The sequence below is a fragment of the Carboxylicivirga sediminis genome (assembly GCF_018156225.1).
Taxonomy (GTDB): Bacteria; Bacteroidota; Bacteroidia; order Bacteroidales; family Marinilabiliaceae; genus Carboxylicivirga; species Carboxylicivirga sediminis.
The window spans coordinates 16,040-36,935 of record NZ_JAGTAR010000026.1; the positions used below are offsets into that span (position 1 = coordinate 16,040).

Genomic DNA, 20,896 nt, shown 5'->3' on the forward strand with positions numbered 1-20,896 from the left:
GTTGAAAGCTAACAACACCTGCTGTAAAAAGTTGAGTTTGCAGCGCAGATGTTTAAGTGTTGTATCGTTTAAACTAATAGAATCAGAATAAAACTCGATAAAATGTTGGTTTAGTTGTAACTTCTTCGAATAAGTGAGCGTCCTATTTTTTGTAGGGAATGTTGCGCCCTATACATAAGTAAATGTTTTACCCAAAATATACTATGATGAAAGTAATTAGAAGAAGTTTTTTAGCGTTTGCAGCCGCCTTGATGCTGTTACCGGTTGTACAGGCACAGGATGTCATTGATAAGGTGGATGAAACCTATAGTAATATTACCTCTGTGGAAGTAGAAGGCTCGTTTTGTGGTGTTCGCATAAACGGTGGCAGTGGCAATGATGTGCACCTGACTGGAGAAGTAAATGGTTCGAAACAATATGATGTGAAGATACGCCACAATGTGAGTGGTGGTACCTTACGCGTTTGGATTGACCGTCCGAATTCATTACGTAATGTAAAAGGTAAACTGGAACTGAGTGTGCCGACCAATACCAATATCGATGTAGAGAACTCAAGTGGTAGTGTTTACGTCTCAAACATTGGCCAGGTAATGGTGAAGCTAGAGGCATCAAGTGGAAGTGTAAAAGCCGAAAACATCGATTCTAACCTGACTATATCCGCTTCATCGGGAAGTATTTCAACTGCTGATATAGCAGGTGATGTGCGTGCCACTACTTCTTCGGGTGGTCAAAAGCACATGGCTATTGGTGGAAGCCTGAAAGCCAAAGCTTCCAGTGGCAGCATAAAAGTAGAAGGTGTAGAAGGTGAAGCCGATGTAACGACCTCATCGGGTAGTCAGTCGGTTAGTTCTATTGGCAGTAACCTGTATGCACAAGCTTCATCGGGAAGTGTTAAAATCAGTGATGTAAGAGGCAATGTAAAAGCTGGTACTTCATCAGGCGGCTTAAGCCTGAGCAATGTAACCGGTGCGGTTAACTTGTCATCTACCAGCGGCAGTCAGCGCGGCAGTAATATTAAACTGACTGGTAACTCCACCTTTAAGTCATCATCGGGCAGTGTATCCATGGATCTGACCAACGACACCGAGGAATTAAGTTTTGCCTTAACAGCTTCATCGGGTAGCCTGAGTGCCAAGGGCAGTAGCGGACGTAAGAAACTGATTATTGACCGCGGGCCTATTAAGATAACAGGTACCAGTAGTTCAGGCAGTCAATCATACAGATAAGGAAACGGTTCAGAGGCCGGTTTTGACCGGCTGTATTCAAAATAAAGCCGATTAGTGAGCGCATCACTAATCGGCTTTTATATTATCAAACAATATCCTGGTTTACAGGATGGTTTCAATCACTTCTGTTGGGCGGCCAATAACCGCTTTGTCGCCATTGACTACAATAGGACGCTCGATTAAACGCGGGTGCTCCAGCATGGCCAGAACCCACTCCTCGTCGGTTAGCTCCTTATCGGCAAATTCATTCTTGTACACTTCTTCGTTTTTGCGAATCAAATCATGTGCACTGATGCCCAGCTTTTCAATGATACTTTCCAGTTCATCCGGCGTTAATGGATCGTCGAGGTATTTAAGAATTTCAAATTCAACACCTTTTTCTTCAAGCAATGCAACACCTGCACGGCTTTTTGAGCATCTTGGATTATGTAATATCGTAATCATACTTTTTGAATTTTAATGCAACTATTTAACTGTTAGGTATCAGCAATTGTTTAAAAAACCTCTTCGGCACCAAACTCCATCAGGTAGGCCTTGATAAAACCATCGATATCGCCATCCATTACGGCTTGTACATTTGATGTCTCATGATTGGTACGCACATCTTTCACCAGCTTGTATGGCTGCATCACATACGAGCGTATTTGTGAGCCCCACTCAATCTTCTTCTTTTGTGATTCCACCTTATTTTGCTCTTCCAGTTTCTTACGTAACTCAATCTCGTACAACTGCGATTTCAGCAAGCGCATGGCATTTTCTTTGTTGCCCAGCTGTGAGCGCGACTCGGTGTTTTCAATCACAATACCCGATGGCGCATGTCGCAAACGCACGCCTGTTTCCACCTTGTTCACATTCTGACCACCTGCACCGCCAGAGCGGAAGGTTTCCCAGGTGATGTCGCTGGGATTGATGTCAATGTCAATGGTATCATCTATGAGAGGAATAACAAATACAGATGTGAATGAGGTCATGCGCTTATTGGCCGCATTAAATGGTGATAAGCGCACCAAGCGGTGAACCCCATTTTCACTCTTCAGGTAACCATAGGCAAAATCGCCCTCAAACTGAAGGGTCACAGTTTTAACACCAGCCTCATCGCCTGGTTGGTAGTTCACCTCCTTAATTTTGTAATTGTGAGATTCACCCCAACGGATGTACATGCGCATAAGCATCTCCGCCCAGTCCTGGCTTTCGGTACCACCTGCACCAGCATTGATTTTTAGTACGGCACCCATTTTATCTTCCTCGCGGCGCAGCATGTTTTTCAGTTCCAGCTTTTCCAGGAGCTCTTTGCTCAGCTCGTACTGCTGGTCTACGTCATCCGCATCAGCTTCGCCTGCTTTATGAAAATCAAATAGTACCTGTAAATCTTCAACAGCTGAGGCTACTTCTTCGTAGTCGTTTACCCAGCTTTTAAGTTCGCGCAGTTTTTTCATCTGAAGCTCTGCCTTTTGGGCATCGTCCCAAAAATCAGGAGCCTGCGAGCGCAGCTCTTCTTCTTCTATTTCAACCTTCTTACGATCGATGTCAAAGATACCTCCTTAACGCTAACTCGCGTCCTGCTAAATCTTTAAGTATTTCTTGTGTTATCATGTTCAAAAATTAAAGACACAAAGGTACTAATAGTTCTTTAGTTTCCATTCAGTGGTCAGTAGTTTGTAGCTAGAAGACACGGGTCCGAAATATAGTGTAGTGAAAGCAGAAGTTTCCTGTTTCTGGTTTTATGTTTGGTGTTGAAAGCTGAGGTATTGTTAATTGATATTAAATCTTTTCGCAAAGGATAAAGTTAATTTCTAACCTCAGGTTGCTAGTAACCCTTCATCGGCCGTAAACGTTTCGCTTCACATTTTTGCAATAGCGCGAAATGTATTTAAACGCTTCGTAGTTGCCCAGTTTACCGGCTTTGTCCCAGTCGTAACATGCTTTTTGATGCAGACCAATGTTATAGTGGGCCACCCCGCGGTTAAACCAGGCGTGCACATCTTTTACATCCCGTTCAATGGCCAGGTCAAAGTCTCTGATGGCCGGCAGGTAATCCTGCTTAGAAAAGAAGATGGTGCCTCTTATTGAATAGATGCCCGGCAAATCGGGTTCCAGATAGATGGTTTTGTCAATATCCTCCAGTGTGGCTTCTTCATCAGACGAATGCCGGAGACGCAGGCGGGCTCTTTCGTAATAGGCTTCGGCCAGCAGTGAGTCCGCATCAATGGCAGCCGTAAACCAGTCGAAGGCTGTTCGTACATCGTTGTTATTCTCAAGGTTGAGTTTAGCCAACTGGCAGATGGCAGGCCCGAAATCTACCTTATTATCAAGGCACAGCTCCAGATTGATGCGTGCTTCATTGTCTTTCTCAACAGCCAAATCAAACAAGCTCTTAAAATAGTATTGCAGGAAGCCATGGGGATTAAGCTCCTGGCAGATGTCCATATCTTCCCTACTACCCACCAGGTTTTGATAATGATAGCGGGCATAAGCTCTTAAGCAAAACGCCTGATCATCCTCAGGGTAAAGACGGATGTATTTACTCAGGTTTTTAGCCGCCTCAATATACTGTTGGCAGGTGATGTTGAGCAAAGACTGACTGAGCAGAGGATTGAGAATATCACGTTTTTCCTTGTAAAATGTATTGTTTTTAACCGGCTGATTAATATTCACCCAGTTGGAATCATTGAGCAGATAGGTGTTGTAAAGTAATTTATGCATGCCATTGCGCGACATGTTAATAATACCGCATAATTGGCCTTTGTTGTTGATGGCAGGTGCTCCGGCTGAGCGGGTATTATATTCACCGCTAATAATGCCTGCCCTGGATAGATATGGGAAAAAAGCCAAATCGTTAACAGGGGCCAGGGTCATGCCATCTTCCGATTCAAGCGGGTGGGTGAAGAACAGTAGTTCCTCATTTTGCTTAAAAGATTGTTTGGCAGGAAGCAGAAAATTGAAGGTTTTTTGACGGTTCTGTTCAATCTTAATCAATGCCATATTGGTTGGCGGATGAATGGATACAATGCGCTCCACCTCAAATGTTTTTCCACTGCGTAAGGTTACTACGGCTGAGTCGGCCTTCTCAAAAATATAGCCCATGGTAATAGCCAGTCCATCGCTGCTTAGGAGAAAACCCGATACTGTACCCGTTTGTAGTCTGGCACTGTTATACGCCCGTGCTTCAAATACAGCCTTTTCGGTACTGTTGATAATGTCTACAATAGATTGGGCATTCAACACAAATGGCCATATCAGCGATAGCAATAGTATTTTGAGTCTGGTCGTGGTCATTGATGATTCTGATTAGTCTCTTCAAAAGTAACAAAATTGACGTTTATTGGTTGATTCTCAAATTGAGAAGATGAACATCTATTGCGCTTATCTGCCCGTGCATGCTACTTCATGGCTGTTTATTGTCTTATTGGAAAAAAATTATCGTAATTTTGCTTGTTCAGGTCTAACTATTTAAGATATTGGATTGTTAGGTAATCTGATAACAATTGACTGCTCTTGAGAGTTGAAGTAAAAACCATATACCATAAAACATTAACCACATTTTTCAAATTGATAAGATCAATATGACGCGAACAGAATTGTTGTATAAGGTCATTAAAGAACGTGTATTGCTTCTTGATGGCGCCATGGGAAGCCTTATTCAGACCTATAAACTGGAGGAAGAAGATTACAGGGGCGAACGCTTTAAGCATCACCACATGCCCATCAAAGGAAATAATGATATTCTTTCATTGTCCAGACCTGATATAATTAAAGAAATTCATGCCAAATACCTGGAGGCTGGATCCGATATCATTGAAACCAATACATTTAATGCGACATCTATTTCACAGGCCGACTATGACATGCAGGAGGCCGTGTGGGATATTAATTTCGAATCGGCACGTATTGCCCGTGAAGTAGCGGATAAATACACTGCCAAAAATCCGGATAAACCTCGTTTTGTTTGTGGTTCCATTGGTCCGCTGAATAAAGCACTGTCGTTATCACCCGATGTGAATAATCCGGGCTACCGCTCGACCAGCTTTGATGAAGTAAAGGAAGCCTATAAAGAGCAGGTGAGAGCACTGATTCAGGGAGGATCCGACCTGTTGATGATTGAAACCGTTTTTGACACTCTAAATGCTAAAGCAGCCCTGTTTGCCATTGATGAGGTATTTGAAGAGGAAGCTTGTAAGTTGCCAATTATGGTGTCAGGTACTATTACCGATGCCAGTGGGCGTACCTTATCGGGTCAAACCTTGCAGGCCTTTATCGATTCCATTTCGCATATGGATATCCTCAGTATTGGTCTTAACTGTTCATTGGGAGCTGAGGAGCTGGAACCTTATGTAACTGAACTGTCAAAGAATGCCCCTTTTTATATAAGTACACACCCCAATGCAGGCTTGCCCAATCAGTTTGGTGAATATGACCAGACACCCAATCAGATGTCTGCGTTGGTAGAGCACTGGATGGCCGATGGTAAAGTCAATATTATTGGTGGCTGCTGCGGTACAACACCCGAACACATTGCGGCTATGGCTAAGGTGGCTGCCAAGTATGACGGACACCAGAAAGTACAGCCTTCAACTATCACTCATTTAAGTGGTTTGGAATCGTTGCAGATGCGTAAAGATGCCAATTTTGTAAATATTGGTGAGCGCTGTAACGTGGCAGGATCGCGCAAGTTTTTGCGGTTAATCAAAGAAAAGAAATACGAAGAGGCTGTTGATATTGCTCGTCATCAGGTAGAGAATGGTGCACAGATTGTGGATGTGAACATGGATGATGCCATGTTGGATGCCAAAGAGGAGATGGTAACTTTCCTCAATATGCTCATGTCTGATCCGGATGTGTCCAAAGTACCGGTGATGGTGGACTCATCTAAATTTGAGGTGATAGAAGCCGGACTAAAATGCCTGCAGGGTAAGTCGGTGGTGAATAGCATCAGCCTTAAAGAAGGGGAAGAGTTGTTTCTTGAACATGCCCGTATCATCAAAAAGTACGGAGCAGCAGTGGTGGTCATGGCTTTTGATGAAAAAGGTCAGGCCGATACCTTTGAACGCCGGAAAGAAATATGTGGAAGAGCATACAGGCTATTAACAGAAAAGCTCGACTTTCCGCCACAGGATATTATTTTTGACCCGAATGTGCTGGCCATTGCCACAGGAATAGAGGAACACAACAATTATGCAGTTGATTTCATCAAAACCTGTAAGTGGATAAAAGAGAACTTGCCACATGCGCATATTAGTGGAGGTATCAGCAACCTGTCATTTTCGTTCAGAGGGAATAATGTGGTACGTGAAGCCATCCACTCGGTATTTTTATACTATGCCATCCAGGAAGGCTTGGATATGGGAATTGTGAACCCTGCCATGCTGCAGGTTTATGATGATATACCCAAAGAACTGCTTGACTATGTTGAAGATGTGGTGTTAAATAAACGCAGTGATGCAACTGATCGCCTGGTAGAGTATGCCGAACAAATTAAAAATACGCAACAGACTGAAGGCGAAATCCAACAAGCTGCCTGGCGTGAAGGAACATTGGAAGAACGTCTGAGCCATTGCCTGGTTAAAGGTATCAGCGATTATCTGGACGTAGATATTGCAGAGGCCCTGGAAAAGTATCCAACAGCACTCGATATTATTGAGCAGCCCCTCATGGACGGCATGAATGTGGTGGGCGAGCTCTTTGGAAGTGGTAAGATGTTTTTGCCTCAGGTGGTAAAAACAGCACGCGTGATGAAAAAGGCTGTTGCCATTCTTCAACCAATTATTGAAGAGGAAAAAGCCGCAACCGGAGGTGCTAAAACCAATGGAAAAATATTGATGGCCACCGTTAAAGGTGATGTACATGATATTGGTAAAAACATTGTTGGCGTTATTTTAGGTTGTAACAACTATGAGGTGATCGATTTAGGGGTGATGGTACCCACCGAAGAGATTCTTAAAAATGCCATTGAGCATGGTGTTGATATCATAGGACTGAGTGGTTTGATTACACCTTCACTGGAAGAGATGGTGACGGTCGCCAAAGAAATGAAACGTAATAGTTTCAATATCCCATTGCTGATAGGTGGTGCTACCACGTCAAAAATACATACCGCTGTTAAAATTGAGCCTGAGTATGATAATCCTGTTGTGCATGTCAAAGATGCCTCAAAAAGTGCACAGGTGGTGAGTGCCTTATTATCTGCCAAAGAGAAGGATAACTTTGTGCAGCAGGTGAAGCATGAATATGAAGGGCTTCGTGAGCGAAATGCCAAAAAGAAAACAATTAACCTGTTGCCAATAGAAGAGGCACGTGCCCGAAAGCACCACATCGACTGGGCTAATACAATAACGCCACTACCGGCAGAGGCTGGCGTGCGTGTATTGGAAGACTATCCGATAAGTGAGATTCGTAAATTTATTGATTGGACATTCTTCTACCAGGCCTGGCGTTTAACCGGTAACTACGACCACATGGAATCGGTGGTTGATGAGACTTCAAAAGCCAAATGGCTGGAGCGTTATCGTACCGCTGATGCTAAAGCTAAAGCAGAAGAAGCATTAAAGCTGTATCGTGATTCACAAGCCATGCTCGATCGGATTGAGCAAGAGCATATGCTGCAGGCGAATGCGGTGTTTGGTATATTTCCGGCTAATAGTGTAGGCGACGATATAGAAGTTTATACGGATGAGTCGCGTCAGGAAGTTATGGCCACTTTCCATCATTTGAGAGAACAGCAGGATAAACCCGGCAAAAAAATATTCCACTGTTTGAGCGATTACGTGGCACCTAAAGAAAGCAAGCGCTTCGACCATATTGGTGGGTTTGCAGTAACGGCTGGTGTTGGTATCGAAAAATGGCTTGAGCAGTTTGAAGCTGATCATGATGATTACAGCAGTATCCTGTTAAAATCATTGGCCGACCGATTAGCCGAAGCTTTTGCCGAGTTGTTGCATTATCGCATCAGAACAGAGTTTTGGGGTTATGCGCCTGAGGAAGTCATCGATCATGAGAACTTGATTCGTGAGCGTTACAGGGGTATTCGTCCTGCACTTGGCTATCCTGCGTGTCCCGATCACAGCGAGAAACGCACGCTTTTTGACCTGCTGCAGGCCGAAGAGAATGCCGGCATCACCTTAACTGAACATTACAGCATGTACCCTAATGCATCGGTGAGTGGTATTTACCTGGCGCATCCCGATGCCATCTATTTTGGTTTGGGTAAGATTGGTAAAGATCAGGTGCAGGATGTGGCCCGTCGAAAAGGCTGCACTGATGAAGAAGTTGAGAAGTGGATTCCGTTAAATCTGGAATATAAGTAACAAATAGGTGTTGAATCGGATATTTGTTGATTTGCAAACCAATGTCTTCAAATCAACAAATGTCCAAATCAACGATTCAACTAATCACCATTGATAGAATGACTGTAGCAGAACAAATAAAATCAACCACTAAAACCGGCTTTTCCTTTGAATTACTACCACCACTCAAAGGCAATAGCATTGATAAAGTCTTTAATACCATTGAACAACTAAAAGAGTTTAACCCGCTCTATATTAATATAACGTCGCACAGGGATGAGATGCAGTATAAGGATACCGCCAATGGGCTTTATGAGCGGCGTGTGATTCGTAAACGACCAGGTACTGTAGCCGTGGCAGCATCTATCCAGCATAGTTATGGTATTAAGGTAGTGCCACACATCATATGCAGTGGTTTTACAAAAAGTGAGACCGAGTACGCTTTGATTGACCTCAATTTTCTGGGAATTCATGATGTCTTATTATTGAGAGGTGATAATTCCAATAAAGCGCGATTTGCTTCCACGTCGGAGGAAAGTAATAATTATGCGCTTGATTTGGTCAATCAGGTGAATGAATTAAATGCCGGACAGTTTCTGGATGGCACATTACTCGATGCATTTGATACGCCTTTTAGTTATGGGGTGGCCGGTTATCCTGAGAAGCATGAAGAGGCTCCTAATATGGAATCTGACCTGTACTGGTTAAAACAGAAAGTTGACGCTGGTGCTGAGTATATTGTTACCCAAATGTTCTTTGATAATAGTAAGTACTTTGAGTTTGTTAATAGAGCTCGTGCCATGGGCATAACGGTTCCTATTGTTCCAGGTTTAAAGCCAGTTACTTTGATGAACCAGCTTACGGTACTACCAAAAATCTTTCACGTGGATATACCTGAGGATTTTGCCAAAGAAATCAGGAAATGTAAAAATAATGATGAGGTGAAACAGGTGGGTGTAGAATGGTGTATTCATCAGGCAAAAGAGCTGATACAGCATAATGTACCTATTCTGCATTTTTACACCATGATGGCCACAGCAAGCACCCGCAAGGTGGCGGAGGCTATCTATTAAGGGGATTACCGTTATTTTATTGACCATTAAACATCAAAATATCAGGATGAAGAAATTAGTAACATTAACAAGTGTGGCGCTAATGATAGTCTCACTGGCTTGTCAGTCGACGGGCAAAAAGAATAAACAAGAGGAAAGCCAGTCGGTTCATAAAACAGCAGAGCAGGCAGTAACGGAAAGTATCAATATGCCAGCTTATTTTCAGGCTGCTTTGGAGGGCGATTTAGATAAAGTAAAGGCAGCGATCGGCAGCGGTATTGATATCAATGCGATGGACGAAAATCAGCACAGTGCTTTAATGCTGGCTGCTTATAACGGGCATCACCACATTGTTTCGGTATTGCTTGAAAATGGAGCTGAGATTGATGCTGTAGATGGCATGAACCGCACGGCGCTGATGTTTGCCTCAACCGGTCCGTTTACACAAGCTGTAGATGTGTTGATACAAGCTGGAGCCAATGTGAATGCTACAGATAATGAAGAGCAGTGGACACCCGTGATGATGGCGGCCTCAGAAGGTCAACTGGAAGTTGTTAAGCTATTGGTAGCTAACGGAGCCGACCTTTCCATGGTGGATGTGGATGGTGAATCGTCACTGGATTTTGCCCAATCAAAAGGCCACCAGGAAGTGGTAGCCTATATTCAATCGCAGCAGAAATAATTAAAAGTCAATCGACTTAGCAACTAATTGAGGGGAGATGTCCATGAGGCATTTCCTCTCTTCTTTTATCTTGCATTTGGTACTGCCATCTTTGGTACACGGGCGACAAGGTAAATCCACCTCCATAATTTTCATCTTTGGGTTTGATGGATAGCCGAAAGCGGTGGGGCCAATAATCGCCTGTCCCGGTTTCTGAAACAGGTCAGCTGCATGTAAGAACCCGGTATCGCCACTGATAACATATGGTGAATGCCACACAGCACAGAAGCTTTCCATTAATGAGGTTTGACCTGCCAGGTTAATCACACGCTCAGGTGCAGCTGCTTTAATTTCCTCACAAAATGTATCGCCAGGTCCACCTAATACCACAAAGTGCAGGTCTTCTCTTATTTTAACCAGCTCTTGCCAGTAATTAACCGGCCAACGCTTAAGTTCCCAGGCAGCAGAGGGGACAAGCGTCACAAATTTCTGGCCTTGGGGTAGCTGTTTTAAAACCAGGTTTTCTATCTTTTCTTCTGTTTCACGCGGGAAACGCCAGTCGTTAAAAGGCGTATTAAACTCATTGACCTGCCATTTTTTCAATGGCTGACGAAACGAGTCCAGTGCCTTAAATGGTTTTGGAAGCAGATTAACACCAAATTTAAACAGCAATAAGCGCTTGAGGCGATCTTTATGTCGTGTTACCAGCTTATTTCTTTTAAATATGTTACAAATGCCAAAGGGGCACAACATCAGTTTAAGGATGTTTGAACGAATATTACTATGGGCATCATAGATAAGGTCAAACTGCTCCTTTTTGAGTTTCGAACCCAGCTTAAAAACGCCTCCAAATCCTTCTTTCCTATCAAAGGCCCAAATGCGGTCAATGCGGGGATCGATCTTAACCAGTGACTCCATGTCGGCGCGCACCACCCAGTGAATTTCAGCCTGTGGGAATTGGTTTTTCAGGCCAGTCACCACCGACATGCATTGAATGATATCACCAATTGAGCTTAATCGTATAATAAGGATTTTCATGCTTTATAAAATATAGTAAAAGAGGTGTATAAACCGCTTCGTTGAGATGTAATAAAGCGCAAAAATAACAAAATCCCGGTGTATTGCCGGGATTTCATTTGTGTTATATCGTAAACAGGCTATTAGCTCTTATGAATTAGGATGGTCACCTTATTGTTTTCGCATTCTAATACGCCACTTTTGCAGTCAAAATACTCTTCGCTACCTGTTTTACTAATCACCCTTATCTTACCTTCAATAAGAACAGAAATGATGGGTGCGTGATTCTTCAGCAAGGTAAATTGCCCTTTTTCACCAGGGACGGTTACCAATCCAACCGGTGCATCGTAGATGACCTTTACGGGTGTCACTATTTCGCAATGCAGATCTTCCATTAGGCTGATTTAGCTTGTTTCAACATGTCTTCACCTTTGGCAATAGCTTCTTCAATGGTTCCCACCAGGTTAAAGGCTGATTCGGGGTATTGATCCACTTCGCCGTTGAGTATCATCTTAAAGCCCTTGATGGTATCTTCAATAGATACAAATACACCTTTCAGGCCGGTAAACTGTTCGGCCACATGGAATGGTTGCGACAGGAAGCGCTGTACACGGCGTGCACGGTGCACTACTAGTTTATCTTCCTCCGATAGTTCTTCCATACCTAAGATGGCGATAATATCTTGTAACTCTTTGTAGCGTTGTAAAATCTCAATAACAGCTTGTGCGGTATTGTAATGGTCATCACCAACAATTTCAGGCGTTAGCATCCGTGAAGTTGAATCCAATGGATCCACAGCGGGGTAGATACCCAGCTCGGCAATCTTACGGCTCAATACCGTTTTGGCATCCAGGTGAGCAAAGGTTGTTGCAGGAGCGGGGTCAGTCAAGTCATCGGCAGGCACATAAACAGCCTGTACCGAGGTAATTGAACCGTGCTTGGTAGAAGCAATACGTTCCTGTAAGGCACCCATCTCAGATGATAAGGTTGGCTGGTAACCTACTGCAGAAGGCATACGGCCTAATAGTGCAGACACCTCTGAGCCAGCCTGCGTAAATCGGAAGATGTTATCCACGAAAAGTAGTACATCGCGTCCTGAACCTGTGCCATCGCCATCGCGGAAACTTTCGGCAATGGTTAAGCCTGACAGGGCCACACGTGCACGGGCACCGGGAGGCTCATTCATCTGACCGAATACCATGGTTACCTGTGATGTGTCCAGCGCATCTTTATCTACTTTCGATAAGTCCCAGCCGCCTTTTTCCATATCTTCTTTAAAGGCATCGCCATAATTTACAATGCCTGATTCAATCATCTCACGAAGCAGGTCATTACCTTCACGGGTACGCTCACCAACACCGGCAAATACTGATAAACCATCGTGTCCTTTGGCAATGTTGTTGATAAGCTCCTGAATTAATACGGTCTTACCTACACCTGCACCACCAAACAAACCAATCTTACCACCTTTGGCATATGGTTCAATCAGGTCAACTACTTTTATACCTGTAAAAAGGATTTCGGCCTGAGTAGATAGCTCCTCGAATGAAGGCGGATCGCGGTGAATGGGTTTGCCGCCTTCTTTGGTTACATTACCAATGCCATCAATGGCATTACCCACCACATTAAGCAGGCGGCCTTTAACGTTTTCGCCCGCTGGCATGGTAATGGGACTACCCAAATGGGTCACTTCCAGTCCACGCATCAAGCCATCTGTTGAATCCATGGCAATACAGCGTATGGTATTTTCGCCAATATGCTGTTGGCACTCAATAATAATTGAAGGATGACCTTCGCGCTTAATTTCTAAAGCATCTAAAATATTAGGTAGCTCCTGATCGTTAAGGTCGAAGCTTACATCTACAACCGGACCAACTATTTGAATGATGGTACCAACCAATTTTTCCATATTATGCGTATTATTCTCGCGTTGATAATGTTCCTTTATCGGGAACGCTCAATGAGCTTAACTGCGAAATGGCGCAATTGCTCTTTCATGCTTTCACGACCATTGACCCTGTTGAGGGCGGCAATGGCTTTTTCAAAATAGAAGTTCATTTTTTCTCTGGCTAATTCGTCTACCTTAAGTGTGTTGTAGATGGTTTTAACAGCTTCTATTTTTTCCTGAGCATCAAAGTCGGCAGCGTTTATCCATTTCAAGAGGTCATTGCGCAATGAACCCGACGCCAATTGTAACGCATTAAGTAGTAAAAATGTTTTCTTGTTGGCAACAATATCTCCCCCTATTGCTTTTCCAAAAGTTTCGATGTCACCATACACATCCAGGAAGTCATCCTGTAACTGGAATGCCAGGCCAATATTCTCACCAAATTCATATAGCAAATTCGCATCATCATCACTGGCACCACCTATGATAGCACCTGTTTTCAAACTGGCAGCCAGCAATACGGCTGTTTTCAGCCTTATCATATTCAGATAATCCGATACCTCCACATCGTCGCGGGTCTCAAACTCCATGTCGTACTGCTGACCTTCACATACTTCAATGGCTGTTTGACTAAATAAATCAATCACTTTTTTGAGGTGCTGCCCATTAATTTTGGAGGCGTATTGGTAGGCTTTGATCAGCATGGCATCGCCCGAGAGGATAGCTGTATTCTCGTCCCACTTTTTATGCACAGTTGCCTGGTTGCGTCGCACATCGGCGTTATCCATTATGTCATCGTGCAGCAGTGTGAAGTTATGAAATATCTCCAGTGATAAGCTGGGTTTCAGAGCTGGCTGAATATCATCGGTAAACAGATAGCAGCCTGCCAGGCACATGGTTGGCCGGATGCGTTTGCCACCCATTCCCATTACGTATTCAATCGGCTGATACAGGCCTTTGGGCTCAACCACAAATTGCTGTTTGCTGATTTCTTGCTCTACCAGTTTTTGAAGGTCGGTTATTGTGTACATAAATTGATGTGTGTTATTCTGATTTAAGCTCGTGTTTCGTTTCTATTCTTAGTTCTTCCAGTTCAATGTCCTCATCTTCATCGTAAATATGTAATAAAGGCTCTTTGAAGGACTGATTAGTAATAGCCTTCTCTAACGTTAACAACAACGCCGGCAGAAGAATAAGGTTTGAAAACAGAGCGATTAAAAGCGTAACGGCTACTAATATACCCAATGCCACGGTGCCACCAAACTGCGATACACTGAAGATGCCAAACCCAAAGAACAGAATGATAGAAGTGTAAATCATACTCACACCTGTTTCCTTTAAAGCCAATACCACAGCTGCCCGAATACTCCAGTTGGTTTCCGATAGCTCTTGGCGGTATTTGGCAAGGTAGTGGATGGTATCATCGACACTAATACCAAAGGCTATACTGAAAACCAAGATGGTGGAAGGTTTAATGGGTATGTGGAAAAAGCCCATGAGTGCTGCCGTCATAATAAGCGGAAAGATGTTTGGTATTAAGGATACCAACACCATTCTTTTGGATGAGAACATCCAGGCCATGAAGGAGGCGATCAGTACAATGGCCAATAGCAGACTGGTAAACAGGTTGCGTACCAGGTAATCGGTTCCTTTAAAAAACACTACGCTGGCTCCTGTCAGAGAAGTGTAATATTTGTCTGCCGGAAATACACTGGTGATGGTTTCACGGATTTTTTTATCTAGCACAGCCATCTCAGTGGTGCCAATATCCTTCATGCGGAAGCTTAAGCGGGCCCGCTGCTTGGTTGAGTCAATAAACGTAGTGACCAGTCCGTTATTGGCTGTTGCCTCCGTATTGCTTTTATTGACATACGAAAGAATAAAATTGCGCTCCTGGTTGCTGGGTACTTTGTAATGGCTTTCCTTGCCATTATAGAAAGCCTGACGTGCAAATTTCACCACTTCAACCATCGAAAGCGGGTGCGAGATAGCGTCGAATGCTTTCAGCTCTTCCTGCAGCTTGTCCATGCGTTTCAGGTTACTGCCCGATATGGCACCATTGGCTTTCTTTGTGTCAATCATTAGCTCCAGTGGCATTAAGCCATTGAAGTTTTCTTCAAAAAATTTGAGATCAACATACAGCGGATCATCATGGGGGATGTCATCGAGCATAAAGCCCGTGGTTTTAATCTTTGAGATACCAAAGAAACCCAACAACAACATGAATCCGGCCACCCAGTAAACTTTCGTTCGGTGATTTAATGAGATGCGCACCAATCCGTTAACAGCTTTGCCTACCAGTTGGTTATCGAGGTGATTCAGGTGACGCTCCTTTGGCCCATCCAGAAAACTGAAGATGATGGGAATTAATAGGATTGACAGGACGAATACTACCATAATGTTAATGGCCGCTATCACTCCAAATTCTACCAAAATTTTACTGCTGGTGAAAATAAATGTGGCGAATCCCGAAGCTGTGGTCAGGTTGGTTAGAAATGTAGCATTACCTATTTTGCGGATAACACGCTGCAGTGCCTTGATTTTGTTTTTGTGCTTACGGTATTCCTGGTGATACTTGTTGAGAAGAAATACTGAGTTGGGGATACCAATTACAATAATCAATGGCGGAATCATACCGGTTAGGATGGTGATTTTGTAGCCGAAAATCCCTTGAATACCTAAGGCCCATATAACAGCAATGCCAACCACCAGCATTGAAAACATGACCACCTTAAACGAACGGAAGAATAAGAAAATGATAAGCGCAGTAATACCTAAAGCCAGGAAAATGAACATGTTCAGTTCCTTCTTAATCATTTCGGCTGTTACCACTCGTATAAACGGAAGTCCTGAATAATGTATATCGTGCCTGCTGTTCTCAACAAATTGCTGCCCAACTTCTTGAATATCTTCAATCAACTTCACCCGCTTTTTGCTGTGCAGGAGTTCATCATCAAGCGTAATGGCCATCAGAAAGGCATCTTTGTTTTCGTTGTATAAAAGCTCTTTGTAAAATGGCAGAGAATAAAATACATCTTTAAGTGAGTCGAGTTCAGTTTGATACTTGACCTTTTCTGGAAAAATAGGAGCTATCTCAAAGCGCTTCTCTTTGCTGTTCTTTTTCAGGTCATAGGATTGACCCACTGAAAAAACGGAGGTAACTCCATTTATCTCAAGGAGTGATTTAGAAAGGTCCTGCCAATTGTTAAAATCACTAAGCTCAAAAAAATCTTCGTTCTTAATGCCTATTATGACCATGTTTCCTTCATTCCCATAGATATTCAGAAATTCTTCATACTCCAGGTAGGTTGGGTCATCTTCGGGTAACAGGGGGGCATACTGGTACGACATTTCAATCTGCCGCGACATGATGCCCATAAAAACGGTTACTATAAATAATGCTATTAAAATGGCTATTCGGTTACGCAGTATATAGCGTGCAATATTAATCCACATCTCTTAATCTTCTCCTTTTTTGTGATTGTGCGAAAATAGGTAAAAAGGGTTTGTTGGGCAATGATTTATTTGTCGCAGGTAACCGAGGTAATAACTTCAATGTCAAACCAATGTTCTGCTCTGTTCGATTGGGTATGAAATACGCTTATTTTATTTGGGTGCAGAAGATTTGTAAGTTCATCTTCTACCAATTGTGCCAAATCGGGGTTCGTAAGCAAAATCTTCAATTCTTCGATAAGTATTTCTGATGAGCCACAGTTGCTGATGACTTCTTCTATTGCTGTTTTGTAGAAGTCTATTTGCTCATTAATGCTATTGGCCTGTTGAGTGCTTAGGTTGCCAATAAAAACTTTTTGCAGACATGGCAGATAGCACGATTGTGTCAGGCCATTTGTGTTAATATAGTACTGGGCAGTTGGAAAACCATCTTTTGAAGCTGCTATAAAGTCGATGGAGAAACCTCCTGTTTTTATGCTGTTATTCAGGGGTAGTGGGTAACCATGCTTAAAAAGGGTGGGATCGAAATATAAAGATCTCACTTCTTCAAGTGTTGCCAGGTTGCTCCACCCGGTAGAAGCAATATTCTTACCTTCTAAATCTTCCATGTAGTTGGAGATGGTGGCCAGGTGACCCAGGTGCATCTCTTCATGGTCGAGCAGCTGCTCTGCAAAATCATAACTCAACTGGATGCTACGGAGGATATCCTTCTCCTCAGTAAAATGGATGCCGCCTGAAAATATTATTTTATCATCGTTGATCGTAACAACGGTGTAGGGATGTTTTTGAAACACCTTAAAGCTAACTAAAGAACCAGGCTGGTCGAATAGTGTCAGTTTTAAAAGTGCTTTGTTGTTAACATCGGCAGGTTGTTGATTAATTAGTGTAAAAGCGGGTATGTGTTCCCCAAACAGTTGCTTGAGACTTTCAGTAAGGTGGGTCTGACAGCTGATGATATCATCAGAACTATCCAGCGAAATATAGCACTCAAGTTTGGCTATGCAGGCTTTATTCAGGTTTAAATCGCCAATGAATGATGACAGTTCTTTGCTGATTTCCTTTGTTTTGCCCAATAATAATAAGGATGAGTCTATTTTTAGTGAGGTATGTTTCATTTGTTTTGTGTTGATGTTTTGGAGGTATTTGACACCTATTTATTTAGCGTGGTTGGACTAGAAAAGTTGTGCAAAGTTAAGTGAAATGGCTTAATTTTTAACCCGTCATTTTGGATTCTTTTGTCCTAAAAATCAAAATTATTAAGGTAAAAAGAAACAATATAAGTTCTGGTGCGTACCAAAGCGCATTAAGATGTTGAATTTTGTAGGACAGATTTATTATGAAAAAGGTTTTATTCTTTTTGGCTTTAATTGTTTTACCTTTAGCCGGAAACGCGCAGGTAGCTAAATTTAAGTCAGTATTTACATTGAGTTTCATAAGGCACATAGGCTGGACTGAATCAGCCAAACAAGGGGACTTTGTGATTGGAGTGGTGCGCGACAAGGAAATCGCTGATTGGATGTCGAAGTTATCTGCAGGTAAAAAATTCGGATTCCAAAATGTTGTTATTAAAGAGTTTAAATCTCCAGAAGAAGTTGTAGATTGCCAGGTGGTTTACGTTTCATCTAACGTTAATTTCTCGAAGCATGCCGCAACTATTGTAAGTAAAGTTAATGGAGGCAGTACGTTAATAATTACCGAAGCCGAAGGTGCGTGTAATTCGGGATCGATGATTAACTTTGTGGTTAGAGATGATAAACTTAAATTTGAGATCCATAAAGGCAATGCTGCTAAATTTGGTTTACAAATTAGCTCAAAGCTCGAAGGGATGTCAAATGCAATTAGCCTATAACAAGTAATCATGAAAAACATCAAACTGAATATTGCCCAAAAATTGTTAGCCGGGTTCGGACTCATCCTGTTGTTGATTATAGCTAACGGAATCTGGACTTATTCTACGCTGACAAGTAGTAAAAATTTAAATCGAAAATTAACAGGTCTGTATTCGCCCTCAACAACTGAGCTTGAGAGTCTGGCGGATGCTGTTAATGAGTCGAAGATGCTGATTCGTAGCTGGGTATTTATCGATACGCAGTCAGGAACACCTGATAAAGTGCGTTTAGGTGAATTGCATTCCACCGAGTACAAGGCTTTGAAAGAAGAATTACTTGCCTTAAGCAAGCTTTGGATTGAAGAAGAAGGGAATGAGGAAGATGTAGAAACATTAAACACTATCTTCCACGATGTTGATTCTTTATTTCAGATGCAGCAGTACGTGATGAGCAGCCTGAACTCATTTGAGGCCTATGAGGATGCCATGGTGCTGTTCGAAGTGGAGCCAATGGTGCAGGAGGGTGGTGAAATTATTTCATTGTGCGAGTCAATTGATACTACAATACGTGAGTTAACAACTAAATATGATGAGGCAACTAATGTAGCCTTATCTGGCAGTAACAGAAGTTTTACTGTGTTACAGTGGGTTATTATTATTATGAGCTTGCTGGTTATTGCTGGTGCACTCATTACCGCTTACATGCTATATAACTCCATTATTACACCGCTTAACAAAGGTGTTACTTTTGCACAGGCAATAGGGCAAGGCGATTTAACTGCCACAGTTGATGTTGAACAGGATGATGAAATAGGTGATTTAGCCAAAGCTTTGGTTAGCATGGCTGAAAACCTTAAAGATACAGTGAATACCATTAAGTCAAATGCCAATGATTTGGTGACTTCAAGTACTCAGTTAAAGTCGAGCTCTTTACAATTGTCTAAAGGTTCAGCTGATCAGGCTGCTTCAGCTGAGGAAGTATCAACTTCTATTGAAGAAATGGTAGCTAATATCGATCAGAATACTGATAATGCGATTCAAACAGAGAAGATAACTGTTGAAACAGCTAAAGATGTAAGTGTTGCTGATGAGCTTTCGTCACAGGCTGCCAAAGTGATGAAGGATGTTTCTGAGAAAATTACCATCATCAGCGATATTGCCTTCCAAACAAATATTCTGGCGCTGAATGCGGCTGTTGAAGCAGCCAGAGCTGGTGAGCACGGAAGAGGATTCTCTGTTGTGGCAGCTGAGGTGCGTAAGTTGGCCGAGCGCAGTAAAACGGCAGCTGACGAGATCGTATCGCTTGTTTCTACAGGTCTGAAGGTGTCTACTGAAGCTGGCGAAAAATCAAAAGCGCTGGTGCCGGATATCGAAAAAACCACGCAGCTCATTAAAGAAATTTCTGCTGCAAGTATGGAGCAAAAAACAGGGGCTGAACAAATTAACCTGGCTATGCAGCAACTCAATATGATTACGCAGGAAAATGCATCATCATCTGATGAGTTGACACAGAGTTCTGATTTGTTGGCTAATTTAGCCGATAACCTGAATGAAGCAGTTAGCTATTTCAAGCTTGATAAAAAATCTGCTAAGGCGACCGATAAAACAGGTAAGAAAGAGGCGAAAATGCCTGTGGAAAATACTACTGAGAAGGTAGCTGTTAAGTCTGAGCCAAAGGCAGCACCGAAGCCAACAACTGGCAATGGACAGAAAAAGGCCGATAATCCATTCTCTAATTTCGATAAGGATTTTGACTTGGATAATTACGAGAAATTTTAAGGTGTAGACCATGGAAAATTTACCATATACAGTACTAATTGATGAATTGCCTGAGAAAACTATGATGCGCTTCTCAGGGCAGCTAATCATTAATCACATCGAAAAAATTACAGCAACTGTAAAAAACGGTTTAATATCCGATAAGGATTTACAGATCGAAGTAGATAATCCTGAGAGTGTTGATGTAACCTTTATACAGTTGTTATTGGCATTAAAAGCAACATTAAGTGCCAACGGAAAAAAAGTAGAAGTAAATGCTGAGTTAAGTGAAGATATAAAAAAGCTTATCTTGAACTCAGGTTTTCAGTATGTTCTTAATTAATCTATAATAACTAGAATAATAATTATGGCTAAAACAGTTCTCATCGTTGATGATTCAGAAAGTATCCGCGAAGTAGTCAACTTTACCTTGCAAAATGAAGGTTATGAGGTATTGGTGGGCGTTGATGGTGAAGATGCTCAAAAATTCCTGGACGGCAGAACAATTGATATTGTAATTACCGACCTACATATGCCAAACCTCGATGGCCTTGGGCTGATTCGCAAGATAAGAGAGATTGAAGCATATAAGCACATTCCAATCTTATTTTTAACGACCGAATCGCAAGCTTCAAAAAAGATGGAAGCTAAGCAGGCCGGCGCTACCGGGTGGATTATCAAACCATTTGTTCCCGCTAAGCTATTGAGTGCAATTTCTCGTGTCTTAAGATAA

17 protein-coding genes are annotated in these 20,896 nt (G+C 42.5%); 8 read left to right on the forward strand and 9 right to left on the reverse strand.

What is annotated here, in order from left to right; genetic code table 11:
* Positions 1-203 precede the first annotated feature (203 nt).
* Positions 204-1,226 (forward strand): DUF4097 family beta strand repeat-containing protein, encoded by a 1,023-nt coding sequence (locus KDU71_RS15760; protein ID WP_212192055.1) that lies wholly within the window; start codon positions 204-206, stop codon positions 1,224-1,226.
* 102 nt (positions 1,227-1,328) lie between these two features.
* On the opposite strand, the gene arsC is transcribed toward KDU71_RS15760, so the two are convergent.
* The 3 genes from arsC to KDU71_RS15775 all read right to left on the reverse strand — a co-directional run bounded on the left by arsC (position 1,329) and on the right by KDU71_RS15775 (position 4,502).
* Complete coding sequence (gene arsC, locus KDU71_RS15765; protein ID WP_212192056.1) at positions 1,329-1,670, reverse strand: arsenate reductase (glutaredoxin); 342 nt, start codon at positions 1,668-1,670, stop codon at positions 1,329-1,331.
* Between the two features lie 50 nt (positions 1,671-1,720).
* Positions 1,721-2,819 (reverse strand): peptide chain release factor 2 gene (gene prfB / locus KDU71_RS15770; protein WP_212192057.1). Its coding sequence is split into 2 segments (ribosomal slippage): positions 1,721-2,755 and positions 2,757-2,819, totalling 1,098 coding nucleotides; the frame shifts between segments, so codons are not numbered across the junction.
* Positions 2,820-3,044: 225 nt separating this feature from the next.
* Positions 3,045-4,502: a S1 family peptidase gene (locus KDU71_RS15775; protein WP_212192058.1), complete on the reverse strand. Its 1,458-nt coding sequence runs from the start codon at positions 4,500-4,502 to the stop codon at positions 3,045-3,047.
* 287 nt (positions 4,503-4,789) lie between these two features.
* Between KDU71_RS15775 and metH the strand changes: the two genes are divergently transcribed.
* From metH to KDU71_RS15790, 3 genes are read left to right on the forward strand one after another with little or no spacing between them, the layout of a single operon-like run.
* Entirely contained in the window at positions 4,790-8,527 is a 3,738-nt protein-coding gene (metH, locus tag KDU71_RS15780; protein WP_212192059.1) for a methionine synthase, read from the forward strand.
* Positions 8,528-8,586: 59 nt separating this feature from the next.
* Positions 8,587-9,579 (forward strand): methylenetetrahydrofolate reductase [NAD(P)H], encoded by a 993-nt coding sequence (gene metF / locus KDU71_RS15785; RefSeq protein ID WP_244828523.1) that lies wholly within the window; start codon positions 8,587-8,589, stop codon positions 9,577-9,579.
* Positions 9,580-9,625: 46 nt separating this feature from the next.
* Complete coding sequence (locus tag KDU71_RS15790; protein WP_212192060.1) at positions 9,626-10,240, forward strand: ankyrin repeat domain-containing protein; 615 nt, start codon at positions 9,626-9,628, stop codon at positions 10,238-10,240.
* Here the strand turns inward: KDU71_RS15790 and KDU71_RS15795 are convergent, their stop codons facing one another.
* From KDU71_RS15795 to KDU71_RS15820, 6 genes are all read right to left on the reverse strand, one after another.
* On the reverse strand, positions 10,241-11,257 hold the full coding sequence (locus tag KDU71_RS15795; RefSeq protein WP_212192061.1) for a glycosyltransferase family 9 protein: 1,017 nt from the start codon (positions 11,255-11,257) through the stop codon (positions 10,241-10,243). It abuts the gene before it with no gap.
* A 122-nt stretch (positions 11,258-11,379) separates the two neighbouring features.
* Positions 11,380-11,631, reverse strand: coding sequence for an ATP synthase F1 subunit epsilon (atpC, locus tag KDU71_RS15800; RefSeq protein WP_212192062.1), 252 nt, complete (start codon positions 11,629-11,631; stop codon positions 11,380-11,382).
* Positions 11,631-13,145, reverse strand: a complete 1,515-nt coding sequence (atpD, locus tag KDU71_RS15805; protein WP_212192063.1) for a F0F1 ATP synthase subunit beta — start codon at positions 13,143-13,145, stop codon at positions 11,631-11,633. The genes atpC and atpD overlap by 1 nt, the downstream gene beginning before the upstream one ends.
* A 35-nt stretch (positions 13,146-13,180) precedes the next feature.
* Positions 13,181-14,155: a polyprenyl synthetase family protein gene (locus KDU71_RS15810; protein ID WP_212192064.1), complete on the reverse strand. Its 975-nt coding sequence runs from the start codon at positions 14,153-14,155 to the stop codon at positions 13,181-13,183.
* Between the two features lie 13 nt (positions 14,156-14,168).
* Positions 14,169-16,580, reverse strand: a complete 2,412-nt coding sequence (locus tag KDU71_RS15815; protein WP_212192065.1) for an efflux RND transporter permease subunit — start codon at positions 16,578-16,580, stop codon at positions 14,169-14,171.
* A 65-nt stretch (positions 16,581-16,645) separates the two neighbouring features.
* Entirely contained in the window at positions 16,646-17,692 is a 1,047-nt protein-coding gene (locus KDU71_RS15820) for a hypothetical protein (RefSeq protein WP_212192066.1), read from the reverse strand.
* Positions 17,693-17,913: 221 nt separating this feature from the next.
* On the opposite strand from KDU71_RS15820, the gene KDU71_RS15825 reads away from it, so the two are divergent.
* From KDU71_RS15825 to KDU71_RS15840, 4 genes are read left to right on the forward strand one after another with little or no spacing between them, the layout of a single operon-like run.
* A complete protein-coding gene (locus tag KDU71_RS15825; RefSeq protein ID WP_212192067.1) occupies positions 17,914-18,426 on the forward strand; it encodes a YfiR family protein in 513 nt (170 codons plus the stop codon).
* 9 nt (positions 18,427-18,435) lie between these two features.
* On the forward strand, positions 18,436-20,184 hold the full coding sequence (locus KDU71_RS15830; RefSeq protein ID WP_212192068.1) for a methyl-accepting chemotaxis protein: 1,749 nt from the start codon (positions 18,436-18,438) through the stop codon (positions 20,182-20,184).
* Positions 20,185-20,194: 10 nt separating this feature from the next.
* Entirely contained in the window at positions 20,195-20,506 is a 312-nt protein-coding gene (locus KDU71_RS15835) for an STAS domain-containing protein (protein ID WP_212192069.1), read from the forward strand.
* A 24-nt stretch (positions 20,507-20,530) separates the two neighbouring features.
* Entirely contained in the window at positions 20,531-20,896 is a 366-nt protein-coding gene (locus KDU71_RS15840) for a response regulator (protein ID WP_200463503.1), read from the forward strand.